The following is a 24,912-nucleotide window of genomic DNA, read 5'->3' as shown; positions in this document are numbered from 1 at the left end:
GATAGCATATTGCCTCACCAGAATGCTCCCTAAGCCCTGCTGAGCGCTGGTAGTTGTTCATCTTCGCCAGACTCGTTTCCGAATATCATTCTATGCGCGCGATCGCGACGCCAGGCTTTCACCCGTCGTTGCACCGTACGGATTAGTGCATCAGGATACTCGCCGGGATAAATGCTTTGAAGTCGCTCCAGTAGCTCCCGGCCGGTTCTCCATGGCTCAGCTTCAAACCAACTGTAAAGATCATTCGTGACGTTAACCAGCGGGTCAGGCCGCCGTCGCTCGCGTTTCAGTTTTGGCTTTGCTTTCGCGGTCGGACGAACTTCGCCCTCCGTCCACGCGATACGCAGGCTTCGCAAAAAGCTCTCGATATCGGGAGCCTCGCTTGAGGGTGCTCCCTGATGCGCAATGTCGGCAAGCCGCTGTTGTCCTGCACGAATGTTTCGGAGGAGCATCACAGGGTCGAGTTGCTCACTCATGCGCACCAAGGGGTCGCGTACCTCGACCGCCGTCCTTGCATCCGACAATAGCCGTTGATGTGGCGTCGCGGGAGAAGAGTAGAGCTTCTTGACCATCGCTCCATTTCGCTGCTTCTCGAGCAATTTAAACGACGGTTGAAAGAAGTTCACGAACAAGCGTACCGAACGATAAAGCTCCGCAAGTGTTGCTGCAGCTTCAACACCCTCATACCGATGATAGCCAACAATTCGGCGGACGACCGATCCGTTTTTCTGCTCCACATAAGCCTGATCATTTTTGCGATATGGCCGACAGCGAGTGAATTCGATATCTGAATGAACGCAATAGTCCCTGAGGGTCTCGTTGATGAATACGCTATCGTTATCCGTATCAAAGCCAAGCAGCGGGAACGGCATCATGCGGCGAAGCTCGGTCAAAACTTCCGTCAAGAGCTTCTGTTCGCGAACAATCAGAGGCGCGCACTCGGTCCAACCGGTCGCAATATCCGTAAGGACAAGAGTATGAATAAAGCTGCCGCGTGCGTTGGGACCGGAGTGCGACACAAGATCGGCCTCGATGAAGCCAGGTGCGGGATCACCCCAGTCGGAGAATTTTCGAATTGGGATACTCCGCTTCAATGCCGATGAAGCAACGGAACGTCGGCGTCGACGGCCGCCTGCTGTTTCTCGCACGCTTTTCAATGCACGGTCGATGGTAGCCGCACTCATCTGTAGCAGAAGTGTGCGGACCTGATCGTCTAACTTCAAATGGCCATGTTGTTCCATCGCCGAGATCAGAATTGGCAGCAAGGGCTTCAATCGTTTGCCGCAGATGCGGTCAGAGGCTTCCCACAGAACAATAAGAGACTGTCGGGTCGCCTCGTTATAAATCTGCGCCCGCGTTCGCGATTGCGGTTGCTTATCTGCCCCCCGCAATAAACGCATCGCGTGTTTTCGATGCATCCCACTGATCGATACGAACTGATCGAGGATCTGCGATTTTTCCTCCCGCTTTCCGGCCGCATAGCGCTTTGCCAGAGCAGCAACCAATTCCTTCTTCGTCGTCACGCTGATCAGCCTCATCTGATTTGCTCCGCACCCACAAATGCTGGGAGCAAATCAGATGAGGCAACGGCCAACAATCAGGGAACATTTCTAGTGAGGCAATGCGGATTCAGCGTCAATCAGGATGAGACTTTTCATGAAGTACAGACAAACGCATTCCGTAGAGGTCGCCGCGGCAAAGAGGTACAACTACCATCTCAGAGCAAAGCGCCGCGTGGACGTCGCCGCCCTGATCCCCTGGAGCCGATATTCGAGACTGAAGTCGTCCCGCTCTTGAAGGCTGCACCCGGCATCCGTGCCGTCGCCGTTTACAATGAGATGCTGCGACGACATCCAGAACTGCCTGAAAGGATCCGCCGCACGCTTGAGCGACGTATCCGGTCATGACGTGCCGTTCATGGCGAAGCGCAGGAGGTCATCTTCCGCCAGACGCACGAGCCAAGCCGGCTGGGCCTTTCGGATTTTACCGACGCCAGCGGTCTTGGTGTGACGATCGCCGGCCAGCCGCTTGATCACCTGTTTTATCACTTCCGGCTTGTCTGGTCGGGCTTCGAACATGCCCATGTCATTCTCGGCGGGGAGAGCTTTGTCGCGCTGGCCGAAGGGCTTCAAAATGCCCTGTGGTCCGTGGGCGGTACGCCGCTCTATCATCGGAGCGACAGCCTGTCGGCGGCATTCCGCAACCTCGACGCCGATGCCAAGGTTGATCTCACGCGCCGTTACGACCAGCTTTGCTCCCATTATAGAATGACGCCGACGCGCAACAACAAAGGCGTCGCGCATGAGAACGGCTCGATCGAAAGCTCCCATGACCATCTCAAGAACGCTGTTCACGATGCCCTGCTGATGCGGGGGACCAGGGAATTCGACGATCTCGGTTCTTACCGCGCCTTTGTCGACGAGATCGTCAGTCGTCGCAATGCTGCCCATGGCAAGCGCATCGATGCCGAGCGGTCCCATCTGCAGGCGCTGCCAGAGCGCCGGACCGCGGACTTCGAAGAGATTGTTGTCACGGTGTCCCGAACCGGTGGCTTCACCTTGCGCAAGGTCTTCTACACCGTGCCATCCCGCCTGATCGGCCACAGGCTTCGAGTTCGCTTGTTCGACGATCGGCTGGATGTCTTCGTAGGCGGTACGCATTTGATGACGTTGCGCATCCAATCACGACCCGATTTATAATCTTCACCATTTCCCCCCCGACCGCTTCACCTCTGCCATCCATCGCGGACTACGCCAAACCGCCAATACAATCTGGCGCGATATCGCTGGCCTGTAATCTGCGCCATCACTACATCAAACATCAACACGCGTCTGCCCACAGGTTACGGTGCCTCAGCCTCAGCCTCAGCCTCAGCCTCAGCCTCAGCGGAAATCGATAATAGAGCCAGACGGCATGGTCAATCACGACGGCTGGAAATCGGTGGCCGCGATAAAGGAGGGCTCGAGCGGCTTGTGTCATGCTGCAAGATCGCACACCTCCATCGCTCATACGTTAATGTTACAATGCCCTTCTTGCATAAACGGGGGCTTCCACACACGATCCCAACTTGTCCGACGTGGTTGATACACCCGTGCAGAGCACGCTATCGCCTACAGTCGCTATGGGTACGCTATCGACCGTGACAAACGTTTGTTGCGTCGATATCACCGGGCCACCGATGTGCGGTTTTGGGCCGGGATCGACCATTGGGCAGACCTGCATAGGGCCTTTGAGGGCAACAGGTTGTCCCACGGGATTTCCTTTCGTCTTACCTTCAGTCAAATTCTTTGCATGTGGACATAGGGTATCCTGACACGTCTTTTTTCTTGGTAGGCGGTTGCTATGGTCTGGAATCCAAACCGTTGATAAAAGCCGACCGCGTTCAAAGTCGCTTTCAACTGCCAAATCTCCCCCAGACGATCTTTGTAACCTAATAATAGCGAACCGACGCCAGAACGCTGCCATGCAGGAGCAACGAAAAGTGACAGCAATTCGTCCTGTCGCTTACTCGCGAACCCGATAGGGGTTCCGTCGTAATCCGCAATCCAGTAATCTTCTCCGGCCAAAACAGCTTGCCAGTAAGCTTGGGGATGTCGCCCTAAGAGCCAAGCTCGAATTTCAATCGGCGAGTAATACTCTCTCAATGTATGCCGGACGCAACTCGTGTGAATGTGGTGGACATGATTAATGTCTCGCTCAAGCATGGGCCGGCAAACGATCTCAGGTGTATTAATTGCTGCGTCACTCAAAACTGGACCGCTATGCTAATCAGGCAACGGCGAGAAGGACATTCTCGGTCGGTTGCGATCAAACAACATTTCGGGCCTTTACTGGATGTCGGCATCATTAGTTCCCTATCAATCGGCCCTATGCGCAGGAAAAGGCTCTGTTCCAGGGCAGACGAAACGTTTCCATGTGCTACCGTCGTATCGCAGTACATCGTCGTAGCCGAACGACCACAGAACGCCATCAACGACCTGCAAACGGTTCGCGCTGCGAATATTGGGAAATACCCCCGTATAAACCTTTCTCAACCTGTTCGACGACCATGTGTAGAGCGAAGTCGCCGAACTCAACCAGACCTTTCCCTCGAATAGCGCAACGGAAAGGAATTCCTCATTGCAGTCAGGGTCGCCAACCAGCGTGAAACCGTTTGCAGCATTGCCCTTCAAAAGTGTGCCATTGCGACCGCAAATCCAGATCATTCCTTCTTGATCCGCTTGGACAGCATTCAGCCACTCTCCTGATGGATTGCCTTGGGGCATCCAAAGTCCCCTGTCCCGAGAATAGATGCGTCCTTTGCCTCCCATTCTTGTCACTGCATAGAATGTCTCGCCGGACAGGCACATGTCTGTAATGTCGTATTGGTCTCCGGGAACACCTATTAAACCTTGATCGAAATGGTTCCACTCCCCCGGAGCGGCCCGCCGATATATCTGGCCAGCGTAGCCGAAAGCAAAGAGTTCGCTTCCTAGCTGTCGAATACCCCCAATATAGCCGAGCTTCAGCGATGTAGGTTTGGAGAGGCCAGCACCGGGAATATCCTCAATGAGGCGATCCTGCAGTTGGAACCAAACTTTGCCTTGTTCCGTGACGCAGACAAACGCCGGTCGGTCCATTGTACTAGAACGGAAGGTGCAGACATCTATGAAGACATCATCAAAGTTTTCCAAGCCCCACTCGGCCTTGGATTTTGCGTCATCAAGTACGATGACCTTGGTCGGTGGATCGAACGGGTCGCTTTCCCCAACATACGCCAACAACATGGCGAGGTCCGAGTACTTAGCATATCCGGTTCGAAAACGTATTTGACTCACTATCTAGACCTCACCTCAAACCAGAATCGATGCCGCGACCAAACAACCTGTCAAGAAGATCACCCTTTGGAAGCGGCGACTTTTGGTGTCGGACAGGGGCGTCGTCACCCATTTTTTCAAATGCATTATTTATCTTGGACTTTATATCATCCATTTTGCTTTTGCATTCAGGCTTTACGTTCTCAATCGCCTTCATAGCGATATCTTTTACCTGGCCAAGCGTCGCCTCAGGGCCGAGATTGGCGACGGCCGCATCCATTTGTCGGTGAACGCTAGAATGTTCCGTATCACTGAGACAAATACTGGGCCCGTCATTCAATGACGGAGCATTGGGTAAGCGCATGTTTGCATCTAGCCGTTTGCCAGCGCGGATCACATAGTCGGCGATGATGTGATGCTTCTTTTGGCCGCCTTCGCAATCGAGTTTGTTGTAATTATCGAACTTGCAGCCGCCGTTGGGTGGTGGGCAGTTACCGGTTACGCACGTATCAGCAGCGGTACCGCTTTGGTCAATCGCCTGTGCCTTGTCTTCAGCAGTGCTCATATTGTCTGTTATGACTTTAGCGGTGACACCAACGCCAAGAGCTCCGAGAACCCACGGCGCTGCGGCAGTCGCCGCTTCTCCTGCGGCGACCCAAAAAGGAGGATAGAACAGGATAGCAGCCATCAGAGTCTCCGTGTTTCCTGAATAATTTTCTGCATCAGGATGGTGACTCGGTCATTAGGAGAAATATCAACGTCATCTGCCCGCATTGCACCGATTACGCTGGGTGAAGTCGATATGCGCCCACCAGACAAAAGTTTCATATACGCCCATCGGCAATGAGAGCCTTCCGAGGTAACACCAAGATCCATAGCTTCCAGGATTGAGCTGTGTGAAAAGGCTGAAATTTTGTCATTTGACATACCGCGTGTCTGTTCTCCTGCAACTAAGCGGAGATACTCCGAAACACGTCCAACCATGATCCTGATCTTTGACTGCGAAACAGCTTCAATCTGCTCTGGCTGAATTCTCAGCGGCCCTTGTGGCATCTTGGGAAGATAGGCAGGCCTAAGCGCCCGTTTGAACCTGCCGCTCTCGGAAACGTTGACTAGAATACCATCAGCTGGCCCAAGAAGCCGCGCCAACTGCTCGACGGAAAAGAGCGGAAGGAAACCGCCGAGTACGTTTGGATCCCAATGACGAAACAATACTCTTTCGTAGGTCACCGGCCGCCCTGATCTACCGTCGTTTTGGGGCACTCGGTCATCAGGCGCGAAAACTTGGTTTATACTGCGGAGATGACGCCACAATGCCTGTTCCCCGGCTTGGCACGACCAAAATACAGCGCAAGGCCGTTGCTGAGCGATCTCTTCGATTTGTTCGCGGACTTCCCTTTCTCGTAAAGAGACAAGCCATGGCCCATCGCGTTGAATATCCGCGCTTCCACCTTTCAAAAAGAGCGAACGGCCTATTATGCCGGACTTTGAAAGCTCTTCTTTCAAGTCGTCGAAATAGCAGCCATCTAGTACCGCAAAAATTGGAGTCGGCATTGTGTCAAGCGCCGTCCGAAGAACATCGCGGTCCGACTGAGTGTCATCTGGTTGAGCATCGATTGCGTTAGGAATACCGGCATCCATGCGTTCGACTCCTCATAAAGGGTGTAGAAGACTGGGACATTTTCTTAAGACACGAGCTACCTTTGCCCGGCCCCCCTTTTTGAAGTTGATCTGGTTGCCCTCGATGTCGATCGTCAGCGCAAATAGTTTGATGCCGTTTTTCGTCAAAGAGATGTAACCACCCGGAATTGAAAGGTGGATTTCATCATCTGCGAAAATCTCCCAGATCTTTGCTTCACCGTGGTACTTTTCGTCGGAGATGAGATTATAGAGCTTGCCTACATTAACGGTAATTTTCTCGCCGACGTGGGTGTATTGCCCGGTTCCAACTTCCACATATTGCTCGCTACCAATCGTCAGATTTTGTTGCTTACCGACCTGCCGGGCTTCCGTTTGCCCGATGTTGGTTACCATTCTGACGCCAATCTGCTCGGCCTTGGCCACACCGACCGATGTTGACTGGAACGCTCCTATGATTGTGTTCATGATGCCGGGCAGCGGGAAGGGGCTGGATGCATCGGACCCGACACCTGTGCCGGAGCCTGCGAGACTTGTTCCCGCATCGGCCCGCGGGCTTTGAACCGATACGGCGAATAGATCGTAGATCCTGTCGAGGCAGGCCTTGCCATCCGGCGGTGTGCGGTCGAAGGGATGGAACAGGATCTAGGGTCGGAAGGTGTTGCCGCCTTCCTGCAACCTTTCTTCATCATCGATCTCTTCTCTGGTATCGTTCACATATCGCAAAAGACCCCACCAAAGTTTAAACTTCTCGCCTGACTTTTGCAAAACAAAAGCGTTGGTGCCACCGCGCCACATTATTCGGAACTGTTGCAAACTTTCCTTCAATGGTCGCTAATGTATGATCCGGTTTTCAAGCAAGCCGGGATTATGCGATGTTCAAGGGCCGTCATTTCGATAAGTCCGCAATCTTACTTTGTGTGCGATGGTACCTTTCCTACAATCTGAGATTGCGCGATTTGAAGGAAATGATGGCTAAACGCGGTATCGATCTCGACCATTCGGCAGTCCACTGTTGGACGCAATATTTCAGTCCAAAATTGCTTGAGCGCTTCAACCGCAAGAAACGTCGAGTCACTCGAAAATGGAACGTCGGTGAAACGGTATTGCGACGGGTTTGCACAATTTCATCCAGTACGTAGCCATCTTGATCAACTGCGCGCCACAACCAGCACTTCCTGCCACCGATGCGAACAACGACTTCATCGAGATGCCAGCATCGCTGGCCGAAGGCTGCTTGCGGCGCAAGCAGCGCCACATGCAACCGACACCATCGATGGATAGTATCGTAAGAAACCACAACGCCACGCTCGAGCATCATTTCCTCAACTTCACGCAAACTGAGATTGAAACGGAAGTCCAGCCAGATTGCACGAGCCACGATAAAAATTTGAAAGCAATGATTGTTGTATGTCAGAGCCTGCTTATTCATGAAACTCGAATACCGCTGGCATGTTGACGATTAGTCGATGTGACAGCGCCTACTGAAGCAATTCCGGTTCCCGGAGCCGAAATCTCAGAAGTATCACGACATAATGCGCTAAACAGGCATATGCGCGCAAAAGTCTCGTGCTTGTTTATCTTCCGGACCGGCGCTTCGCCAATCGCAGGAGCATTAGCTTTATTTCATCGTTTTCAGCGTGCAAGCTTATGATCAGCTCCTGCTTGAGTTCGGCATTTTCCTTCTCCAACGTAGCCAGTTCACGCAGAATGTCCGATTGAACTGTCGTTTGGGCCCGGTCCCGGTTTCGACGCTTCTTTGTCAAGGTCTTGCGACTGGTTGTTTCTGGCGGGCTGACCGCCTCATCCGGGCGTTCAGGTGCGTCTGGGCTGGTGTGCCCTTGATCGCCGGGGATGTCATGCTGCGAACTGGGCAGTACATTTTGTCCGGAGGCGGTTACTTCCTCGGTATCAACTTGCAGTTCCGGTTCAGGTGCGCGTGCAATGGCATTGCTTGCTGTGTCCGCTAACACATCCAACCGGGCTGGTGCATCGGACGAAGGTGGCAGCTCACTCTCGATGTCGCTTGCAATCGATTTCAGGTCCATAGTACCCCACAAGGCGTTGGTAGCCTTTCTGGAGCGCCTGTTTTTATACTCGACGACGACGTGGCGGTTTGGATTCTTCATCCGCAATCGGCTTTCCTGATCAATGTCACTGAAACTTCGCGAACGTCCTTTGGACTTGTAGCTATTGCTAGCGAGTTCGTCTCCGTTATTCAACGAACAATGAGCCTCCTGCACTCTGAGGACAAGCGGAATTGATCAGATTGTTGGAGGATGCAAGCTTTTCGATGTATTAAGCATTCCAATGTATACCGGTGGACGAGCCAGATTATCGAATTGCCAATGAAGGAGGCATCACCAATGGCTGACAAAGCAGCAGTAGAAAACAATTCGCCTAAAGCTGAGGCACAGGTTTCGGCAGCAGCCAAACCCAAAACACGCGCGCCTCGGAAAAAATCAGAACCTAAGGCCACTGCGGCAACTCCTAAAGCGGTCAAAGCAGCAAAATCGCCCGCTGCTGTGTCCCAGGTTTCAGCTTCTGCTACTTCCGGGTCCGCTGATCGAAAAATTAAAAGGTACTCGCCGGCCGAGCGTGCTTCCCTGCTTGCAGCTGTTGAGAAGTCTATGAAGGACGGAAAGACAACTCTCAAAGCCGCTCTGCAAAAGTCTGACCTTAGCGAACAGACCTATTACAACTGGAAGAACGCCGCGAAAAAGACATCTCCGAAGGCGAAAGTGGCGACTTCTGACGATCTCAAGATGTTGGTAGAGTTGGAAGCAGAAAACGTCAGATTGCGTAAGGAACTGGCGGACAAGTTGCGCGCCGAAAATGCAGAACTGCGCAAGCGTCTCGGAAAGGCGTAAATACCGCTTAAGGTTAAGCCGGGCATCCTGCACCACGACTACTGCACCACGAAGTGCATGACCTTGGCCCGATAGTTTGGAAGGCGTGATCTGTTCTCTGCTCGCGCCTTCCCCACTCGCGCCCAGGCCCTTATCTCTGTATCTGTCAGAGGCATGATACTTTTGTTCGAACACGATGCTCACCAGGCGGGTTTAGGCTTCAAGCCGGCCATCAGTAGATTTTGAATGGATAATTGTCCTTCCTTCGCTTTTTGCACCAGTGAACGCAGATAGGCGGCGGGGCATTTGATATCGTCGGCTCGCTGGAGTAGACACGCGATCACTATCGAAAGGGATTCCAACCCCATTATACTCCGGGCTTCCTTGTATATAGTTTGAGCAATGCCGAGGAATCCGGACACAATGTGGCTGGCTGCGATAAGACCATTCCAGGAGCTGAGTTCTCCGAGAGCATAGTCCCGTATATCGGGACATGCTCTGAGTACCAGGTCTAACGAAATACCAGCAGGCAAAGGAATGGAACCCATGCTGGATAGAGGGGGCGCTACCGGTGAAGACGTCAAATTCAATTCAGATTCATTTATATTTTTTGAATCAGTAAGTGATTCAGGTTTTGATTCAATAAGATGCCGCTCATTCTGAGCATGTTTGGCGCTCAAAACTTGTTCATTGTCCTTGTATTTCAACAAGTTATCGATCTCTGAGCGCAAACGGGCCAATTGGTCCAGAATGAGCTCGAGCTCCGTCTGGTTTGCCCGTCGTGGTATCGCGTCAACGATTGTACGGAACCGACCCAGTATCTCGATCCACGGCCCCGATTTGTCTTCGACCAGAGCAATTTCGACAATCTGGGATATATCTCTCCGGTGTAGAGTTATCTGTTCGCGCGTGCGCTTTGAAAGAAGCACCGCTGCTTCAATCTCTTCCGCAGTACGCGCGATCTCTTCTGCACGATCAAGCAGTGGGGCGAAGGAGAAGCCAAAAGCCTCCTCGACCTCCCCTTTCCCGGTCTTGTATGCATAGCGTTTACCGTTGGGGCTGTCTCGTCTTGTGATCAATCCAGCATCAATCAGAGATGACAGATGCCTGCGAAGCGTCGATTCAGGCATGCCGTGCGCGCGCAGAGATATCTGACGATTGGATGGAAATACGACAAGTCCGGTTTTCTCGCTGATTTCATTCGTGGGGTAGAATGAAAGCAGTGAATACAATACTGCGAGACAACGGTCGTTCACGCTGAATTGGGACTTTGCGATACAAAGCTGTTTGTAAACTGTCCACCGATTGACGGTACGGTCCGCGCCTTTTCTCGTTGAATTTGCCTTCAATTGGGCGAGCGTCATCGTGCGCCCACTAAAAGTAGACGTGACATTAGCTAGAATCTGCACTGCCTTTCACCTTTCAAAAGGCAAAAGAAAACTACCCGTCAAAATGACGTTCACGACTCTTGACAGCGATTCGTAGAAATGCGATTCTCAGACTTGCTACAGATTGAGAGAGGCTTCCACGACGGAAACGTTTTGGGGGCCTTTTTCTTTTGCGGGTTAGTCTCCGTTATTACGTTGTTTTGACTGTTGGTACTCTTCAAACAGCCGGTCCAGATTGTTCGTTAGCCAGTTGCTGAACGGCCTGGCTTCCTGACTGGAAAATTCAGCAGTAACCTTCTTTGCCTTCTCCTTCATGGACAGGCTGACGGATCTATCCGATGACGACCACGTTTTTTCAGATACAGTCTTCGACGGATTCTTCGCGGACGAGCGCGTACTGTATTTCCTGAGGTAGTCGTGCAGAGCATCAAACCGCTCGTTCTCTTGAAGAGACATAAAATCGTCCGTAGCAATGCGTTCGAGAGCCACGTCGAGAAAGGCGGGATTGAGGATGATCTGTCGTAGCGACAGCCATTTGTCACGTCCGATCTTTTTGGATGCGCCAAGAGCCATCATCATCGTTGAAGGAACGGTTTCCGCAACGCTCAGCATTTTCGACAGCATTGCATCATCGATACCGATGGCCGATTTCACAACATCCTTGCCCATCCCGTTTGAGAGAAGATTCTGAGCAAAATACGCGCGTTCAATGAACGACAAATTCGATCGTGCCGAGTTCTCCTGTCCCTGTGCGATCGCAGATGAAATATCATCGAGTTTTTTTACAACCGCTTTTACCGGAATGCCCAGATCCATAGCTACCCGGGCACGTCGGTGACCGAATACAACCATATACCGTTCGCTATGTTGCGGATTGGGACGAACAAGAATTGGTGACGACTGCCCCTGCTCCCGGATAGCTTCTTTCAGTTCACTGTATTCCGCGTCGTCTTCGGACAGACGGTCAGCGGCAAACGAAACGTCGAGGTGTTGTGGATCAATCTCAATGATTGCTTCCCCTTCCATCAGACGTTTGGTGTTTTCAGCCATTTCCTCGATTGAACGTACAACGGTCTTGGCAGCCCCTGTCATTCCGTAGCCCGGTTTTGCAACCGGATTCTCGCCTGTAATCGACGCGATATCGAGATTTGCGAACGGGTTTTTACGTGACATTGGCGCCATCCTTATGGTTCAAATTCTCTAACCAATTGAAACAACAACAGAAAGTGCGAAAAAAAACGGCTGACAAATAAATCATCTCCGGCCCCATGCCCGGTGAACAATCTCGGCCACTTCGCCATTCGTCGCGTTGAGGCTCTCCATCGCACGTTCGTAAGTGGACCGGACGAAATCCGCTTTTTCCACTTCGTATAGTGTCTGCTTCTTGATGGAGGCATCTGATATGGCTGTGGATTTCAGAACATGATTCTTCAACATGTTCTGCGCAAACATCGATTGCATGAACCCGACCATCTGGGCTTGGGGGATGTCGGTAGGTTCAAATCTCGTGACCAGATAGCGGAACCACTTTATTCTGATTTCGGCGCCGGCATCGGCAACCGAAGTCATAATGCCGCCCAGCATCTGCAGGAACTGGGACATCGACATGATATCGAGCATTTGCGGATGGATGGTAATAAGGATGCCAGTAGATGCCATCAGGGCTGTAATCGTGAGATATCCCAGCTGAGGCGGGCAATCGATAACCACTACGTCATAATCATCATCGATTTGCTTGAGCGCATTAACAATACGCAGATGAAACAGCCGTCCCTCGTCGCCCTTCTTGCCGGAAATGGCGAGGGGAACATCGTACTCATATTCCTGCAGTAGCAAATTAGCAGGAATTACATGCAGATTGGGAACGTTTGTGGTCTGAATAACGTCTGCGATTGGCTTTTTTTCGTCATCAAAGCGTAGAGCCTCATATAAAGAGGCAATCTCATCGAGTTCGGGCTGTATACCGAACAAGGATGTCAAAGAGGCCTGGGGATCCAGATCGATAGCCAGAACACGGTGTCCGGTAAGCGCGAGATACTGAGCAAGGTGGGCTGCTGTTGTCGTTTTGCCAGAACCGCCTTTAAAATTGACAACAGAAAGAACCTGGAGAGATTCCCCCGGCCTTCGTTGAGGATGATAAATTCGCTTATCGGACTTCTTATTGTCTTCAAGATACGATCGAAGTTCGAGCATTTGCTGAGCGGTGTAATAGCGACGACCCGAAATTGTTTCAATTTCAGGTCCCTTTCCTTCGCTATGTATCTGACGTAAATGAGATTGCGTGACGCCAATCAGATCAGCCACTTCCGCCAACTGGAACTTCCGCAAACCTTTCCGAGCGTCCGGCGGGTACTGCTGGGTGCGCAACATGTTCAGCGCACTCGAAATCTTCAAGCCCTGGTGCGCGATTTCGTGGTCGAAACGAGTTGCAATCTGTTCGTTCATTTTAAGAACTGTCATCCTTGCTGAATATAGTTTCGCAAAAATCTGCGATGTCTGTATATTTTCGCAACTATATGTCCGATTCTGGCATTACTGCAAGGAAATTAAGGTTAAGAAAGACTTAACGAACTAGAGCGGATTTCCTAACGTTTGCACGCGAGGCCAACCCTTCAGTTCCCCTAATCCATTGAACCATAGCTGCTTTTTCCGAATAAAAACGGCTGACAAAACTAACGCCACACATTCAGGGAGCCATCTGTTTGCTTTACGTCGACTTTGGAAGGCTTGGTCCAGTTAGAATTCCAATGCAATCAGCGCATGGACTGGCGATTCATTAATTACTGCTTACATTCGAAATTGTTTGGCGAACTTGCAGTAGTCCGCGATGGCGGCTCAGCGACGGCCCGAGGCGGGGTATGGCGGTGAACACTGAATAAGGCCGGTTGGCGGCTGCGTCACCAGCGGGTGGTTAACTTTGAAATTATGACGAGATCCGTTGTGGACGGTCGACTTATGACAATTTTTTATATGAAACCGTCATGCAACAAGGCAGATGACCTACCATTTGGTATCCTCTTTGTTTTTGATACGAATGTGCAGGCGGTATCTCACTTGAGCACGTCGTTAATCGGTCAGTGGGTCCGGTTGACATTGTTCTGGCTGATGCGGGCCAAGTGGTCCGTCTCGCGTTGACGCGGTCGGCAACAGGCTAGCTTGAAAACTTTGGATGTCCCGCGTTATGTCCATGAATGAAATACCCACTTCATCCAGGAATGCTGGGGCCGGGTTTCATCATCTGTACTTCGCATCAGGATACGTCGTCGCTTATCTTTCGGGGCTGGGGTTTTTGTTTCCGGTACCGAGGCAAATCCTCATCGTTCAGCTCAGGGGGTGGATTTCTTAACCAAATCAGGGTAGCTTTAAGGCTGCGAAGAGAAGCCGCCTGCGCGGTCGACAAAAGTTCCCCTTCCTCGCCAAATACCTTACCAAGAGAGCGAATTCTGACCGTCAGCCTGACAAAAGTTATGGCCTTATTCGCTTTAGTATCATGAAAAAAGCATATATTTTCCAATATGATAATCGACACCGCATTTTGCGTCAGAATGGGTAAGCGGGGCAAATTCGGTGGCAGTGTCGAACGCGTAGGCAATTTCGGCAGGCCCGATGCGCGCTGCTGCACTGATTTTGCGAGCGGTCAGCGTTCCTGGTTCGAAAGGGGAGGGGAGTGTTGAGGCCCGGGCCGCGATCAATGTCGCGAGCGGCGGGGTCGGCTCCGGACTGCCGATCTCCAGCCGGTCGCCCAGATAGTGCCAGAACGATAGACCCAGCTTCTGGCACGTCTTCATCAGGCCAAGCAGCGTATCGCGGGCAATGCGGCCGTCACGGCTCATTGTGCCGCCAGAGATCTTCCGCTTGATGACGAAGCTGCGCAGATCGTTTTCCGAAGCGTTGGTGTTGAGCGGGATTTCCGGGCGGTCCAGCACCCGCAACAGCTCGGCCTTGCGGCGCGACAACCGCAACAGGAGCTTGTCGAGATCGTCATAGCCGGTGCGGATCGCAAAAATGCGGTCGAATCTCGCTTCGAGACCGGCAGCGAGCCGCGCATCCGGCTTTTGCCGATAGGCCTTCAACGCTTTATAGAAACGCCAGATCAGGTCCCGGATGGTCTCGACCTGTTTTACCTGTCCAGGCGTCGCCGGCATCAATTTCTGCAGCAATCGTTCGGAATGAACCCAACATAGCGCATGAGTGCCGACGCGGAACTGGCCGGCATCGTCGGAAACGATGATCGCGTTGCCGATCAGGCCATGATGGCGGATCGCACCCCAGATGCCCGCTTCGGCGAGCGGGCGGGTCTTCTCCGTGTCGAAGATGTCGATACCCTTGTTAGCCAAATAGTGAAGGAACGGGACCTCATTGCAGAAGTGCTGCGGTGTTCGAGTTCGCAGCCCGGCCACGATGGCGGGGTCGGTGCCATATCGCTGATCCAGATAATCGAAGGCCGCGTCGTTCAGCACGTAGTCCTGATAATTGCCGCGCAGCAAGCTCAGAAAGTTGAGGCGTGACTTCGATAGCGTGGTACGGAAAACGGTGAAGTTCGGGCCGCCGATCTGTGTGGCGTAACACGGATTATGGAAATGACGTGCTCCGGTGTCGTCGACGGTGATGTAGTCGGACGACACCAAGCCGGCATGCAGCACTGCTGAATCCTCGGCAGCCAGGCCATCCCATCCATTCCTCTGGTTAGAAGCCGCACGACCTGACGCTTCGATACGTCGACACCGATATCATTGAGCAACGTTGTTAGCCGCTGCGTCGTGACCTGCCCCTGCGCATGCAGCATCATGCAAAGCCGCCTGAGGTTGGCGCCATACCCGCCGACCACCCCGGCGGGAAGCGGTGCCAGAATTCTCCTTCCTTCCGGTGTGATCCAGCACTCGCGGCGGTATCGCACGATCTCGGCCATCAGCACGAGCTCGCGGACGATGCAACTCCGGTATCCTTTGAAGCGTGATCCCGCCGGCGGATTGATCCGCAATATCTTTTCCCGGCTGATCCGCTTCACATCGACCTTTGGTCCGCGGGGTTTCTTCGGCCGCGGTCTGTCTGTGGACACGGCGTCCGTTGCCTTGTCCATGCCGGACGGGCGAAACGGTGGTCGAGGCGGCAGATCTTTGAGGCGGGCGATCTCATCACGCAGGATCTCGTTCTTCTCACGCAGTTCCTTGACCTCAGCGGACAGAACTTCGACCCGATCGACAAGGCCTGTCACCAAACCGCGCAGCGCCTTCAGCGAAAGCGTGTCGGCATGCTCGGGAGAGGGGCCGTTTGGTCATGACGGAATCGAAGCATGATTTGCCCTAGCTGGGGAATCCCCGAGGCCAGAACCTTCTCCCGAATACTGCCTTTATGCACACTTCAATGCCGGGCAGCTAGACGAACCGCCACCGAATTTGCCCCACTTACTAAGCGGGGGCGTACAACGCGCTTGCGGATGTTCGTTCGCTTGAGATCTTGATCCACCTATTGGCGTTGTTTCCCAAGGAGCATCCTGCCATTTTTACCGCCGACAGGACATTGGCGCTTTTCTGGACCGGGATCCGGGCGCATAACTTTAGACGCGAAACGCGTTCGGTATCGTGCGACCTGGCGCCCGTAGAGCAATTGTTTCCGGGCGACACGATCAACCTCTGGGAGATCGACTGTAGGCTTCGTGCAGCTGTGCAGGCAACGTAGACCCGGTCATTCGGCGCTTTGTCGATTAAGTTGCTGCGTGTGTCACACCGATCTGGTAGCAGGAATAAGTATTTCAGCTATTGCGCGGAAATTTGCCACCGGTCGGCAAACGATCATGCGCATTCGGGATCAGACTGCCAAAAACGTTGGAAAAATGAATGACAAGCGAACCGTTGCAGTCGTCCAAAATACTTACTCAGCGCCTGGAACTGCATCTGGTCAAGGTATCAGACAGCACTGCACTGCAAAAAATAATAACGCAAGCGATCAGTCGATGGGTGGCAGTTTGGCCATGAGGGTTACGCACCGTGGTGGTGTTAACCCACCTCGGAGAGGTGTTTCATGATTCCTGGAGCCGAAGGGGCTGCCGCCGTTGGCAATCTACTGATTTTGCTGGCGATCCTCATCGCGGTCGTGCTGCTGTCTTGGTGGGGGTGGAGGCGTTGGCATGAGCTCCGCGGCACGGCGCGCTCGCCATTACGTGCATGGCAATGGACAGGGGCTATGCTGTTGTCGGTGCTGCCCATATCAACGGCGCTGATGTGGGTGCAGTTTGTGTGGGCTGATTACCAGCGGGAGCGCCATGAGGTGCAGTTGCAGCAGCAACGGTATTTCACCTTGCCGCAGGCCATTGTCTGGGGAGACATAGTGCTCCCGGCAGGCAGCCACGCGGAGCGAGAGCTGTTGGGCGGCGAAGAGCGCCTGAAGGGGGATGTGTCGGATCTGCGCACCATGACAGGCGTGCGCTTCGCGCAGACCCAGCCGCTGGGTGATCTGTTCGTCAACGCCCTGGGACTGAATGGAGACTGGCTGCTTCTGGAACTGGCCCGCCCCCATCGCTTCGGGAAAGAGGACTGCCCCGCAGGCTATACGGTGCAATTCAATGCGCTCGAACTCCGGACGGTGCTGGAAGACGTGCCGGTTCCCATCTATGAGGCGCTGCCGCTGCGCATGGCGGACTGGCGATTTGACAACTGCTTCAACGCACGCGCGATCATGATGCAGTACTGGCGGGGTGGCGACCTGGTCTGGATGGACCCGCCCGACTATGGCCTGGACTGAAACAGAAAGCAGCTGCCGGGATGAGACAGCAGTGCTTCAAGATGAATGCGGCTGGCGCTGGCGCTTAAAACGTCAACACGTTCTAAGGTCCCACTCACCTATCATGTCCGCCGTACGCCCCGCTGTTCATGAGCAAGGTATTCTCGATCGAGTTGATGTTGTAACCAGCTTTATGCAGCAGGGTCGGGGCCGTTTGGCCCGAACTTGTCCAGCGGCTTTTCTTCTTTCTGCGAAAGCCGCCACATCAGCGTGGGAACTTGGTTCAACGTGGCACTACACATCGGTCAGGGGCAATCCGGACAGCGGAAGTAGCCGTCCGGGCGTTGTTTTGGCCCGAACCGGAACTGATCGCAGTCTCATCGTGTGTTCGGGCTTAACGTACGATTTTTGACTGCTCTTGTCCCGGCCCCATGTGGGACATTGATGCAGGGGACCGCCATCGACGGTCTCGAAACGCAGATTTGTCCCGGCGATTTCCGATCTGGATGGTTTACGGCTGTTCGTGAGCAGGAACACGCCACGACTTGCGCGTGTCAACGCAATGTAGAAAAGGCGGCGCTCCTCGACATACTCAAACATTTCAGGCTTCGGCATGACCAGGTTGAGCAGCTCGTCGTCCTCGATCTGGCTTGGCACCCCGTAATCACCTTCTCTGACATCAAGCAGGATCGTATCGTCGACTTCAGCCCCCTTATGTCTGGCTTGTACCACGATAGGGGCGCCGTGTCGCACGAGTGGCTGAAGCGCTTTTTCGACGACATTCGGTGTGCCGATGTCGATAAAATCAGCCCGCGACCAAACCCCGGACGGTGCGGCCTTGGCGATCCGGTCTTGGATTCGGTCGAGCTTTTAGATGTTGAGTCGGGCATCTGGTTTTACGGTTCTGACCAAAATTTATATGCAAACTTTGGTCAATGGCATTACGCAGCGGCACAGTCTGCCCTGTACATCAAGACTGAAACTGTAAGTGCACCCGGCGAGAATCTGTCCAGGATCACTTTCGACCGTAGAAACCTGAACGCTGACACGTGTCTTTACAGCGATCAACGCATTGGATTCGTCTGTACCCTCGGTGATAACCCGTTCGAACCCGCCCGAATGGTCGAAGAGCGTCGGGACACCGAGCAATCTGGACAGATCGTGCTCCGCATCATGATCGAGGACAGCAAGTAAAGCGTAGCCTGCAAAGGCAATATCTCTGGGCTGCGTCTCGAAAACGGCCACCGGCTTATCGAGGCGATAATGTTCTATGAACTGATTGCCGCTGTCAGCCTGTTGCCAGCCGAGCTTCTCCAGTGCCTGCGGCTCCATTTTCAACCATGTACCTGGGCGACTGTATTCAGGGACCGTCGCACGGCATTCAATCAGCTTCGCCAAGTCCAGATTTGTGTGATCGAATTCAACCTCCTGTGCTTTGGATGATGACACCATCGCAGAAAAACCCACGGCGCCGTACAGGAAGCATTCTCGAAATCTCATTCTATCCTCGTCAGGTGAAATCCGCTGCATCTTATCTCGTGCCCGGCTCACCGGATCAGGTCGCTTTCCGGATGTTCAAATACGTTGAGCAACTATTGCTTGCGACCCATCACGCGCGCCAACGCTTGTCCGACTCCAAATACCAGCGGCAGTTGAGACGATGCGTCTGAAGTGCTTGCGGAAGCCAGTGATCATATCAGATCAGTTCTTCTGTCTGAACGCCTCAAGCGCTTCGTAAAAATCCAGGTGAGATTGAGCGCGATTTCTCTTGCAGACATACTCTTGCTCTGCGACGGGCATCAACTTCTGCAGCAAACAGTTCACATGCAACAAGATGATTGCTTCCGACTGCACTTGCGCTGCAAGCAATACCAAAAGAAAACCCGCCGCGGAAAGAGCGACGGGTGTTTATGGGAAAGACCAGATCATGGGAGGAGGAGGTCTGGTCTTTGAACGCCGAGGAACCAGGAGGAACGGCCTCAGCGGTATCCAGAAATCATTAGCGGTGTGCGGCCTGACGGGCAATGGAAGGAATTTCCGAAGCCATGATGCCCAAATCGTTCAGTTCACGTGCATTCAGGCGGCTAAGTTCGTTGACGGTGTTACGGTAACGGCGCCAGTTGCTGTACGAGCGGATCAGGTTCATTTCTCTCTCCTAAAATCTTTCTCTTTGTCTTGCAGACACCATATAGGTTTGAGCCGACGCGGACAGAAGAGCCAGTTTCGCATAGCTGACATGCCAATAAGATGGGTAACAGCCTGTGTTCATCCATATTTTGATTGTAATAAAATGGCTGAAACGAATATTTAACTATAATTCAGCGAATACTTATCAGGTCCAATCAGGCCTACGATATGTCCCAGTTCGCTCCTTTATCTAAATTCACATTGAGTTTCGTTGTATTTTCCAGCGTGCTTGTCGGTTCGTGCAAAGCAGCAACGCTGTTTTTTGACCATGAAGTCGCACGACAGTCTTTTGACCTGCGCCAACCGCATTTCTCGTCGCTCTTATTCAACCAGCGCCCCAGCCACGGATTGCTTTTGCTGGTAAAAGATATCCGACCAGTTGTGTCAGTGGGATCAGACGCAGCGACCGAAACCGGGTTGGATCAGATGACCACCGGCAGCATCAATCACTCTCAACAGACACACCAGGAAATTTCAACAACCTATGTTCCGACGACCGACGATATGGCGCCTGCGATAGAAATGCCAGAAGGGGTAGGTGCCAAAGAACAAATTGCAGCCTATCAGATCATGTTGGACAGGGCAGGCGCATCGCCTGGCGCTATTGATGGACGTTCTGGAAGCAATGTCGACAAGGCATCTGCCGCTTTTGGCGAGATCACGGGCCGATTTATCAATCCGGCTGATCCGTCTGCGGTTCAATGGGAACTGGAAAATACCGGCGGACCAGCTTTCAAGGACTACGTCATCACCAACGAGGACGTTGGCAGGCAATTTGTGGCAGAAATTCCCGCGGATTACGCTTTGAAGGCTCAATTGCCTGCAATGGCTTATACCTCGGTCACGGAAATGCTTGGCGAGCGGTTTCAAATCGATGAGAGTTTTCTAAAAGAGATCAATCCTGGAGTTAACTTCAATCAACCAGGTTCGGTCATCAGAGTTCCCAATCTCGGAAAAGTCAAACGCGTTTCGATTGCCCACATCGTAGCAGATAAACGCCGCAAGCAGGTTCGCGGCTATGGCGCAGATGGTAAGCTGAAGGTAGCCTATCCGTCCACAATTGGCTCTTCGGATACCCCGTCCCCATCAGGCACGGTCCAGGTCAAACGAATAGCGATCAATCCCAATTATACCTACAACCCCAGAATAAATTTCAAACAAGGCGCCAACGAAAAAGTCCTGACAATTCCACCCGGGCCAAATGGCCCGGTCGGAACAGTGTGGATTGCGCTTTCCAAACCCACTTACGGTATTCATGGTACCCCTGATCCTTCGCGCATCGGCAAGACGTCAAGTCATGGTTGTGTGCGCCTCACCAACTGGGACGCAGAGGAACTTGCGAAGATCGTCAAGGCTGGTGTTATGGTGGTTTTCACAGAATGAACGCAGATCGTCGTTCTATTGACGTGTGGAGATCAGGGGGAGGTCGAAGCGAGACGTCCATTGGTCCTCATCCCTGAAAACAGAAGCTGACTTACCGAAAAGCGCTCTACCCTCGCTTTTTGGGTTAGGGATCGCAAATAGCCCCCAGGGGAATTGATGCTCGCCACTTTCTGAAGAATCCAGGCAATGACTGTCGATGCACATTGTGCTCCCATAAAGGCTACTGCTTCCTGGTAGGCTGAGCTGCTGATACCAAGGAAACCGGAGACTAATCGTGATGCGTCATGAAGTTCACGCCATGAGCTGATCCGGTTGGCTCCATATTCACGAATATCCGGACAGGTTCGAAGCACCTGATCAAGAGAAAGGGGCGGTGGTACTGCAACACGACGTTCTTTTTCAACGTTCTCAGAAACTGTCGCATCCGAAGAAAGCGGCTTCAAATCGTTCATTTTGATGTTTTGAGATTCAAAAAGGGATTCTGGCAGGGATTCAATATACTGCCGCTCATATTGAGCGACGCTGCCGCTTACTTCTGGCGCAATTTCCATACTTTTCAATGCGATAGACATTTCATCGCCAATAGCTTCGAGATTGGCTTTGATGGCTTGCAGTTCGCCGAGAGAGGCTCGGCGTGGAATGGTATCCACCACTTCACGAAAGCGAATGAAGAGCGCGTCGAGAACTTCACAGAGGTGACCGGACGCATCGGAGTTTTCTGAAAAAGCAGATGCAATATCCCGACGAACGACGGACACCTCATCGCGAATTCGCTTTAGAGCTCTTTGATCAGCCAGAATCTTTTCTGCGATCTCAGCAATTTCAGACGCGCGAGCGAGGAAAGGGGCAAAAGAGAAGCCAAAGGCAAGCGCAACGCCGCCTTCCTTGTCCTTATGAGCATAGCGTTTGCGCGTCGGGCTATCTTTACGCGCGATGATCCTTGCTTCGACCAGCGAAGCGAGATGGCGGCGAAGCGTTGATTCCGGCATACCGTGAGCCCGGAGCGAAAGCTGGCGATTGGATGGAAAAACGACCAGACCGTTTTTCTCATTCATGTCGTCTTGCGGGAGAAAAGACAAAAGCGAACTGAGCACGGCAAGACATCGATCATTCAGACCAAATGCTGATTTGGCTACACAGAGCTGTTTGTAATTCACCCACCTGTTTACGCCCATAGAATGTGTTTTGTGCAGATTGGAATTTTGGGCAGACATCTTCATTCGTCCACGAAGTGTGGACGTGGCAGTCTCCAGAGCTTGCATTTCCTCTTACCTTTCAAAAGGCAAAAGAAATCCACCCGCCAAAATGACGCCTGTGACTCTTGACAGCGATTCGTAGAAATGCGATTCTCAGTTTGTCAGAACTTTGAGAGAGGCTTCCACGACGGCAACGTTTGGGGGCCTTTTTCTTTTGGTGTTAATCTCCGTTGTTCAGTTTTTTAGAGCGCTGGAACTCCTCATAGAGAGAATCCAGATGGTTCGATAACCATTCTCCGAACACAACTCCGTTCGTATTTGATAGTTCAATGGAAACTCTCTTCGATTTATGGGTGACATTGAAAGTCGCCTCTCTATCCTGAGAGTTCCACGATCTTGACGGGATGGGTTCCTTTTTCGTGCGGACTGCTAATGTCCTGAGGAGTGTAGTGAACCTGTCGTCAGTATTAAGCTTATGAAACTGCAGATCAGAGCTCAGACCATAAGCCGTTTCGAGCTTTTGAGAATCTTCGAGTAGATCAGCAAGGTCTTGCCAACGACGTCGGCCAGCGGCAGGAGCTGCCCCAATCCTCCTGATCAAATCGTCAGGGACGCGCTTGGCGACAGAAATCAGCTTTGAAAGCTCTCCCTTATCCAGCGAAACTGCTTGACCAATGATGCTGCGCGAAAATCCTTTCTGCTCTAAACCAAATGCAAAAAGTGCCTTCTCGATATAACTTAAATCTTTGCGAGCTGTGTTCTCGACACCTTGTGCGACCACTAACTGGTCATCGCTTAGTGTTCGAACAACCGCTCGCACCTTTCTATTGAGCAGTCGAAGAGCGGCCAGTCTTCGATGACCATACGCAACCTGGAAGCGGTCCGATTTATTTGGGTGCCGGCGAACCAGAATAGGAACTTCCTGTCCGTTTGCCAGGATGGACTGCACCAGTTCGTCATTCTCATTTAGGTCGCTGTCCAAGCGATCTCGAATAAACGAACCTTCAATGAGGTTAGGCTCGAGTTCTATAACAATTTCACCGGACGCCAAGGCTTCATGAAGTGCCTTGCTCTCATTTTCAATGCGATCCAGGGCCAGCCCCATCGTTCTGACTGATCCGGCCAATACACGTTTCTCGTTTTGTGGGGCGTTGTCTGAGTTGGCCATGGCCAACTCGTCTATGCTATCATCCTGCGATGCCTCTTGCGCCGTGGCGGCGATCATATCAGCGAGCATATTCTTGCGGCTCATGGTCTCCTCCATGCGTTGTTGATTCCGGCCAGAATTTCCCCGTTCACCGCGTTCAACGATTCGATAGCGCGATCATATGTTTGCCGCCGAACCTGGCCTTTCTCGATCTCGTATAGCGTCTGCTTGCTGAGACCTGCGTCCGAAATTGCGGTAGACTTCAGAACAGTCGCTGCGAGAACTTCTTCACCAAACAGGCTTCTCAACAAACCTGCAATTTGTGCTTGGGGCCCATCATGTGGTTCATGGCGCGTAATAACGTATTTGATCATGTCATGCTGCAGCTCTCCGCCTGCCTTATGTACGACCGACAACAGATCGGAAGTCATTAACAGAAACTGCGACATGGAAGCGACGTCCACCATTTGAGGATGGACCGTGATCAGAATGCTGGTCGCAGCACAAACGGCTCCGAGTGTCAGATATCCAAGCTGTGGGGGGCAATCGATAACGACGATATCGTAATCTGCCTCCACTTCGCTGAGCGCATTGCCAACGCGCTTGAAGAAAATATCTGCATTTGATGTCTTTCGCTCTAAAAGCGCAGTTGGCGTTTCGTGTTCAAACTCCATGAGTTCAAGATTGCCCGGAACCAGATCGAGGCCAGTAAAGTACGTCTTCCGTATGATATCTTTCATGGGACGCTTTTGATCGTCATAACGGATAGCGCCGTAAAGTGTATCACCTTCACCGAGATCAAATTCTGGCTGGATGCCGAGCATAGTCGAGAGGGAAGCCTGAGGATCGAGATCGATGGCCAGGACGCGATATCCCTGCAAAGCCAGGTACTGGGCGAGATAAATTGTTGTTGTGGTCTTTGCGCTGCCGCCTTTGAAGTTTGAAACCGCGATCGTTTGCAGTTTCTCGCCCGATCGTCGCCGGGGAAGATAGTTTAAAGCATCCTTCGGTTTGGCTTTCGCCATATACTCACGCAATTCATTTACCTGCGCGAGCGTGTACGATCTCCGTCCAGAAGCGGACTGGTCCGGAATCGGCCCTCGACCTTCATTTGACAATGTACGAAGAAAGCCATCTGATACGCCGACGAGCTGCGCTGCTTCTCCGGACGTGAAAGTCCTGAGTAACTTTTCCGCCGTCGGCGGGAACAATCTTTCGCGAAGCAATTGCAATTGCTTCGAAAGCTGCTTGGCATGCCGCTGAATACGCGCATCTGACGAAAGTTGCGCAAAAGCGCTTTTGTCTTGTAGCATCGAATAACTCCTGTCGATGCGCTTTATAAGCAGAATTTGCGAAAAATCCGTATCTAAAATTACACGATTCGTAAACCATGGCAAATTGTAAGGTTTTCAATTATTTACCAGGAGAAAACCGGAGTTGGCCATGGCCAACATCAGCGTGATCGCCGCCATACTGCCTTGTGCGCTAGCTGGTAAATTCCGATCGAATGTTGTGCTCGGCGATAGCTTACAGGTTGCGCTCATGTCTAATAGTCTAGAATAGGCCACGCTCTGTTCAGATCGAACGTTAGGGCCGAGGATTATGCGG

At 52.4% G+C, this 24,912-nt stretch carries 19 protein-coding genes and 7 pseudogenes; 5 read left to right on the top strand and 21 right to left on the bottom strand.

Annotated features, from left to right (window positions below):
- Window positions 1-29: 29 nt before the first annotated feature.
- A complete protein-coding gene (locus AAE521_RS22440; protein WP_342062163.1) occupies window positions 30-1,538 on the bottom strand; it encodes an integrase catalytic domain-containing protein in 1,509 nt (502 codons plus the stop codon).
- A 106-nt stretch (window positions 1,539-1,644) separates the two neighbouring features.
- Between AAE521_RS22440 and istA the strand changes: the two are divergent.
- Window positions 1,645-2,672 (top strand): annotated as a pseudogene (gene istA / locus AAE521_RS22435) (IS21 family transposase); the annotation flags it as partial.
- 202 nt (window positions 2,673-2,874) lie between these two features.
- Here the strand turns inward: istA and AAE521_RS22430 are convergent.
- The 7 genes and pseudogenes from AAE521_RS22430 to AAE521_RS22400 all read right to left on the bottom strand — a co-directional run.
- Window positions 2,875-2,979, bottom strand: a pseudogene (locus AAE521_RS22430) (IS6 family transposase); the annotation flags it as partial.
- Window positions 2,980-3,018: 39 nt separating this feature from the next.
- Window positions 3,019-3,207 carry a PAAR domain-containing protein gene (locus AAE521_RS22425; protein ID WP_425286376.1) on the bottom strand — a complete coding sequence of 63 codons (189 nt, stop codon included), beginning with the start codon at window positions 3,205-3,207 and terminating at the stop codon, window positions 3,019-3,021.
- Window positions 3,208-3,278: 71 nt separating this feature from the next.
- Window positions 3,279-3,749, bottom strand: coding sequence for a GNAT family N-acetyltransferase (locus tag AAE521_RS22420; RefSeq protein ID WP_342062534.1), 471 nt, complete (start codon window positions 3,747-3,749; stop codon window positions 3,279-3,281).
- Between the two features lie 108 nt (window positions 3,750-3,857).
- On the bottom strand, window positions 3,858-4,817 hold the full coding sequence (locus tag AAE521_RS22415; RefSeq protein ID WP_342062533.1) for a hypothetical protein: 960 nt from the start codon (window positions 4,815-4,817) through the stop codon (window positions 3,858-3,860).
- A 10-nt stretch (window positions 4,818-4,827) separates the two neighbouring features.
- Entirely contained in the window at window positions 4,828-5,484 is a 657-nt protein-coding gene (locus tag AAE521_RS22410) for a hypothetical protein (RefSeq protein WP_342062532.1), read from the bottom strand.
- Window positions 5,484-6,437 (bottom strand): DUF4123 domain-containing protein, encoded by a 954-nt coding sequence (locus tag AAE521_RS22405; protein ID WP_342062531.1) that lies wholly within the window; start codon window positions 6,435-6,437, stop codon window positions 5,484-5,486. Before AAE521_RS22405 ends, AAE521_RS22410 begins: the two co-directional genes overlap by 1 nt.
- Window positions 6,418-7,004: pseudogene (locus AAE521_RS22400) on the bottom strand (type VI secretion system tip protein VgrG); the annotation flags it as partial. The gene AAE521_RS22405 and the pseudogene AAE521_RS22400, both read right to left, overlap by 20 nt.
- A gap of 305 nt (window positions 7,005-7,309) precedes the next feature.
- Here AAE521_RS22400 and AAE521_RS22395 point away from each other — a divergent pair.
- Window positions 7,310-7,546: pseudogene (locus AAE521_RS22395) on the top strand (IS6 family transposase); the annotation flags it as partial.
- Here AAE521_RS22395 and AAE521_RS22390 read toward each other — a convergent pair.
- Both AAE521_RS22390 and AAE521_RS22385 read right to left on the bottom strand, forming a co-directional pair.
- Window positions 7,537-7,866 (bottom strand): annotated as a pseudogene (locus AAE521_RS22390) (DDE-type integrase/transposase/recombinase); the annotation flags it as partial. The pseudogenes AAE521_RS22395 and AAE521_RS22390 sit on opposite strands and share 10 nt — an antisense overlap.
- A gap of 145 nt (window positions 7,867-8,011) precedes the next feature.
- Window positions 8,012-8,656, bottom strand: a complete 645-nt coding sequence (locus tag AAE521_RS22385; protein ID WP_342062529.1) for a hypothetical protein — start codon at window positions 8,654-8,656, stop codon at window positions 8,012-8,014.
- A gap of 144 nt (window positions 8,657-8,800) precedes the next feature.
- On the opposite strand from AAE521_RS22385, the gene AAE521_RS22380 reads away from it, so the two are divergent.
- The gene (locus AAE521_RS22380; protein WP_342062528.1) at window positions 8,801-9,304 is read left to right on the top strand and encodes a transposase; all 504 of its coding nucleotides are present in this window, start codon (window positions 8,801-8,803) and stop codon (window positions 9,302-9,304) included.
- 179 nt (window positions 9,305-9,483) lie between these two features.
- Here AAE521_RS22380 and repC (AAE521_RS22375) read toward each other — a convergent pair whose 3' ends face one another.
- From repC (AAE521_RS22375) to AAE521_RS26785, 4 genes and pseudogenes are all read right to left on the bottom strand, one after another.
- Window positions 9,484-10,692, bottom strand: coding sequence for a plasmid replication protein RepC (gene repC, locus AAE521_RS22375; RefSeq protein ID WP_342062527.1), 1,209 nt, complete (start codon window positions 10,690-10,692; stop codon window positions 9,484-9,486).
- 156 nt (window positions 10,693-10,848) lie between these two features.
- On the bottom strand, window positions 10,849-11,844 hold the full coding sequence (gene repB / locus AAE521_RS22370) for a plasmid partitioning protein RepB (protein ID WP_071634237.1): 996 nt from the start codon (window positions 11,842-11,844) through the stop codon (window positions 10,849-10,851).
- Between the two features lie 81 nt (window positions 11,845-11,925).
- Window positions 11,926-13,116: a plasmid partitioning protein RepA gene (repA, locus tag AAE521_RS22365; RefSeq protein ID WP_071634229.1), complete on the bottom strand. Its 1,191-nt coding sequence runs from the start codon at window positions 13,114-13,116 to the stop codon at window positions 11,926-11,928.
- Between the two features lie 1,229 nt (window positions 13,117-14,345).
- Window positions 14,346-15,907 (bottom strand): annotated as a pseudogene (locus AAE521_RS26785) (IS66 family transposase); the annotation flags it as partial.
- Window positions 15,908-16,692: 785 nt separating this feature from the next.
- Between AAE521_RS26785 and AAE521_RS22350 the strand changes: the two are divergent.
- Window positions 16,693-17,412 carry a hypothetical protein gene (locus tag AAE521_RS22350; RefSeq protein ID WP_342062525.1) on the top strand — a complete coding sequence of 240 codons (720 nt, stop codon included), beginning with the start codon at window positions 16,693-16,695 and terminating at the stop codon, window positions 17,410-17,412.
- A gap of 273 nt (window positions 17,413-17,685) precedes the next feature.
- On the opposite strand, the gene AAE521_RS26830 is transcribed toward AAE521_RS22350, so the two are convergent.
- From AAE521_RS26830 to AAE521_RS22330, 4 genes and pseudogenes are all read right to left on the bottom strand, one after another.
- Entirely contained in the window at window positions 17,686-18,123 is a 438-nt protein-coding gene (locus AAE521_RS26830; RefSeq protein ID WP_342062524.1) for a 3'-5' exonuclease, read from the bottom strand.
- Window positions 18,100-18,281, bottom strand: a pseudogene (locus tag AAE521_RS26825) (DUF6088 family protein); the annotation flags it as partial. The gene AAE521_RS26830 and the pseudogene AAE521_RS26825, both read right to left, overlap by 24 nt.
- Before the next feature lie 25 nt (window positions 18,282-18,306).
- Window positions 18,307-18,891: a hypothetical protein gene (locus AAE521_RS22335; RefSeq protein ID WP_342062523.1), complete on the bottom strand. Its 585-nt coding sequence runs from the start codon at window positions 18,889-18,891 to the stop codon at window positions 18,307-18,309.
- Between the two features lie 499 nt (window positions 18,892-19,390).
- Window positions 19,391-19,537, bottom strand: a complete 147-nt coding sequence (locus tag AAE521_RS22330; protein ID WP_071633982.1) for a DUF1127 domain-containing protein — start codon at window positions 19,535-19,537, stop codon at window positions 19,391-19,393.
- A 209-nt stretch (window positions 19,538-19,746) separates the two neighbouring features.
- Here AAE521_RS22330 and AAE521_RS22325 point away from each other — a divergent pair, with 209 nt between their 5' ends.
- A complete protein-coding gene (locus tag AAE521_RS22325; protein ID WP_374865060.1) occupies window positions 19,747-20,961 on the top strand; it encodes a L,D-transpeptidase in 1,215 nt (404 codons plus the stop codon).
- 32 nt (window positions 20,962-20,993) lie between these two features.
- Here AAE521_RS22325 and repC (AAE521_RS22320) read toward each other — a convergent pair whose 3' ends face one another.
- From repC (AAE521_RS22320) to repA (AAE521_RS22310), 3 genes are all read right to left on the bottom strand, one after another.
- Window positions 20,994-22,223: a plasmid replication protein RepC gene (gene repC, locus AAE521_RS22320; RefSeq protein ID WP_342062522.1), complete on the bottom strand. Its 1,230-nt coding sequence runs from the start codon at window positions 22,221-22,223 to the stop codon at window positions 20,994-20,996.
- Window positions 22,224-22,377: 154 nt separating this feature from the next.
- Window positions 22,378-23,409, bottom strand: a complete 1,032-nt coding sequence (repB, locus tag AAE521_RS22315; protein ID WP_342062521.1) for a plasmid partitioning protein RepB — start codon at window positions 23,407-23,409, stop codon at window positions 22,378-22,380.
- Complete coding sequence (gene repA, locus AAE521_RS22310; protein ID WP_342062520.1) at window positions 23,406-24,617, bottom strand: plasmid partitioning protein RepA; 1,212 nt, start codon at window positions 24,615-24,617, stop codon at window positions 23,406-23,408. The genes repB (AAE521_RS22315) and repA (AAE521_RS22310) overlap by 4 nt, the downstream gene beginning before the upstream one ends.
- Between the last annotated feature and the right edge of the window lie 295 nt (window positions 24,618-24,912).

It is taken from the genome of Brucella cytisi, assembly GCF_038433355.1.
In the GTDB taxonomy this organism is placed as follows: Bacteria; Pseudomonadota; Alphaproteobacteria; order Rhizobiales; family Rhizobiaceae; genus Brucella; species Brucella cytisi.
This window is presented reverse-complemented; position numbering and strand designations above follow the sequence as displayed.

Excerpts from the sequence above, each read along its gene's own strand:
- AAE521_RS22440 (WP_342062163.1), bottom strand. The coding sequence starts at position 1,538 with ATGAGGCTGATCAGCGTGACGACGAAGAAGGAATTGGTTGCTGCTCTG.
- AAE521_RS22425 (WP_425286376.1), bottom strand. The coding sequence starts at position 3,207 with ATGGTCGATCCCGGCCCAAAACCGCACATCGGTGGCCCGGTGATATCG.
- AAE521_RS22410 (WP_342062532.1), bottom strand. The coding sequence starts at position 5,484 with ATGGCTGCTATCCTGTTCTATCCTCCTTTTTGGGTCGCCGCAGGAGAA.
- AAE521_RS22405 (WP_342062531.1), bottom strand. The coding sequence starts at position 6,437 with ATGGATGCCGGTATTCCTAACGCAATCGATGCTCAACCAGATGACACT.
- AAE521_RS22380 (WP_342062528.1), top strand. The coding sequence starts at position 8,801 with ATGGCTGACAAAGCAGCAGTAGAAAACAATTCGCCTAAAGCTGAGGCA.
- repB (WP_071634237.1), bottom strand. The coding sequence starts at position 11,844 with ATGTCACGTAAAAACCCGTTCGCAAATCTCGATATCGCGTCGATTACA.
- repA (WP_071634229.1), bottom strand. The coding sequence starts at position 13,116 with ATGAACGAACAGATTGCAACTCGTTTCGACCACGAAATCGCGCACCAG.
- AAE521_RS22350 (WP_342062525.1), top strand. The coding sequence starts at position 16,693 with ATGATTCCTGGAGCCGAAGGGGCTGCCGCCGTTGGCAATCTACTGATT.
- AAE521_RS22335 (WP_342062523.1), bottom strand. The coding sequence starts at position 18,891 with ATGAGATTTCGAGAATGCTTCCTGTACGGCGCCGTGGGTTTTTCTGCG.
- AAE521_RS22330 (WP_071633982.1), bottom strand. The coding sequence starts at position 19,537 with ATGAACCTGATCCGCTCGTACAGCAACTGGCGCCGTTACCGTAACACC.
- AAE521_RS22325 (WP_374865060.1), top strand. The coding sequence starts at position 19,747 with ATGTCCCAGTTCGCTCCTTTATCTAAATTCACATTGAGTTTCGTTGTA.
- repC (WP_342062522.1), bottom strand. The coding sequence starts at position 22,223 with ATGCAAGCTCTGGAGACTGCCACGTCCACACTTCGTGGACGAATGAAG.
- repB (WP_342062521.1), bottom strand. The coding sequence starts at position 23,409 with ATGAGCCGCAAGAATATGCTCGCTGATATGATCGCCGCCACGGCGCAA.
- repA (WP_342062520.1), bottom strand. The coding sequence starts at position 24,617 with ATGCTACAAGACAAAAGCGCTTTTGCGCAACTTTCGTCAGATGCGCGT.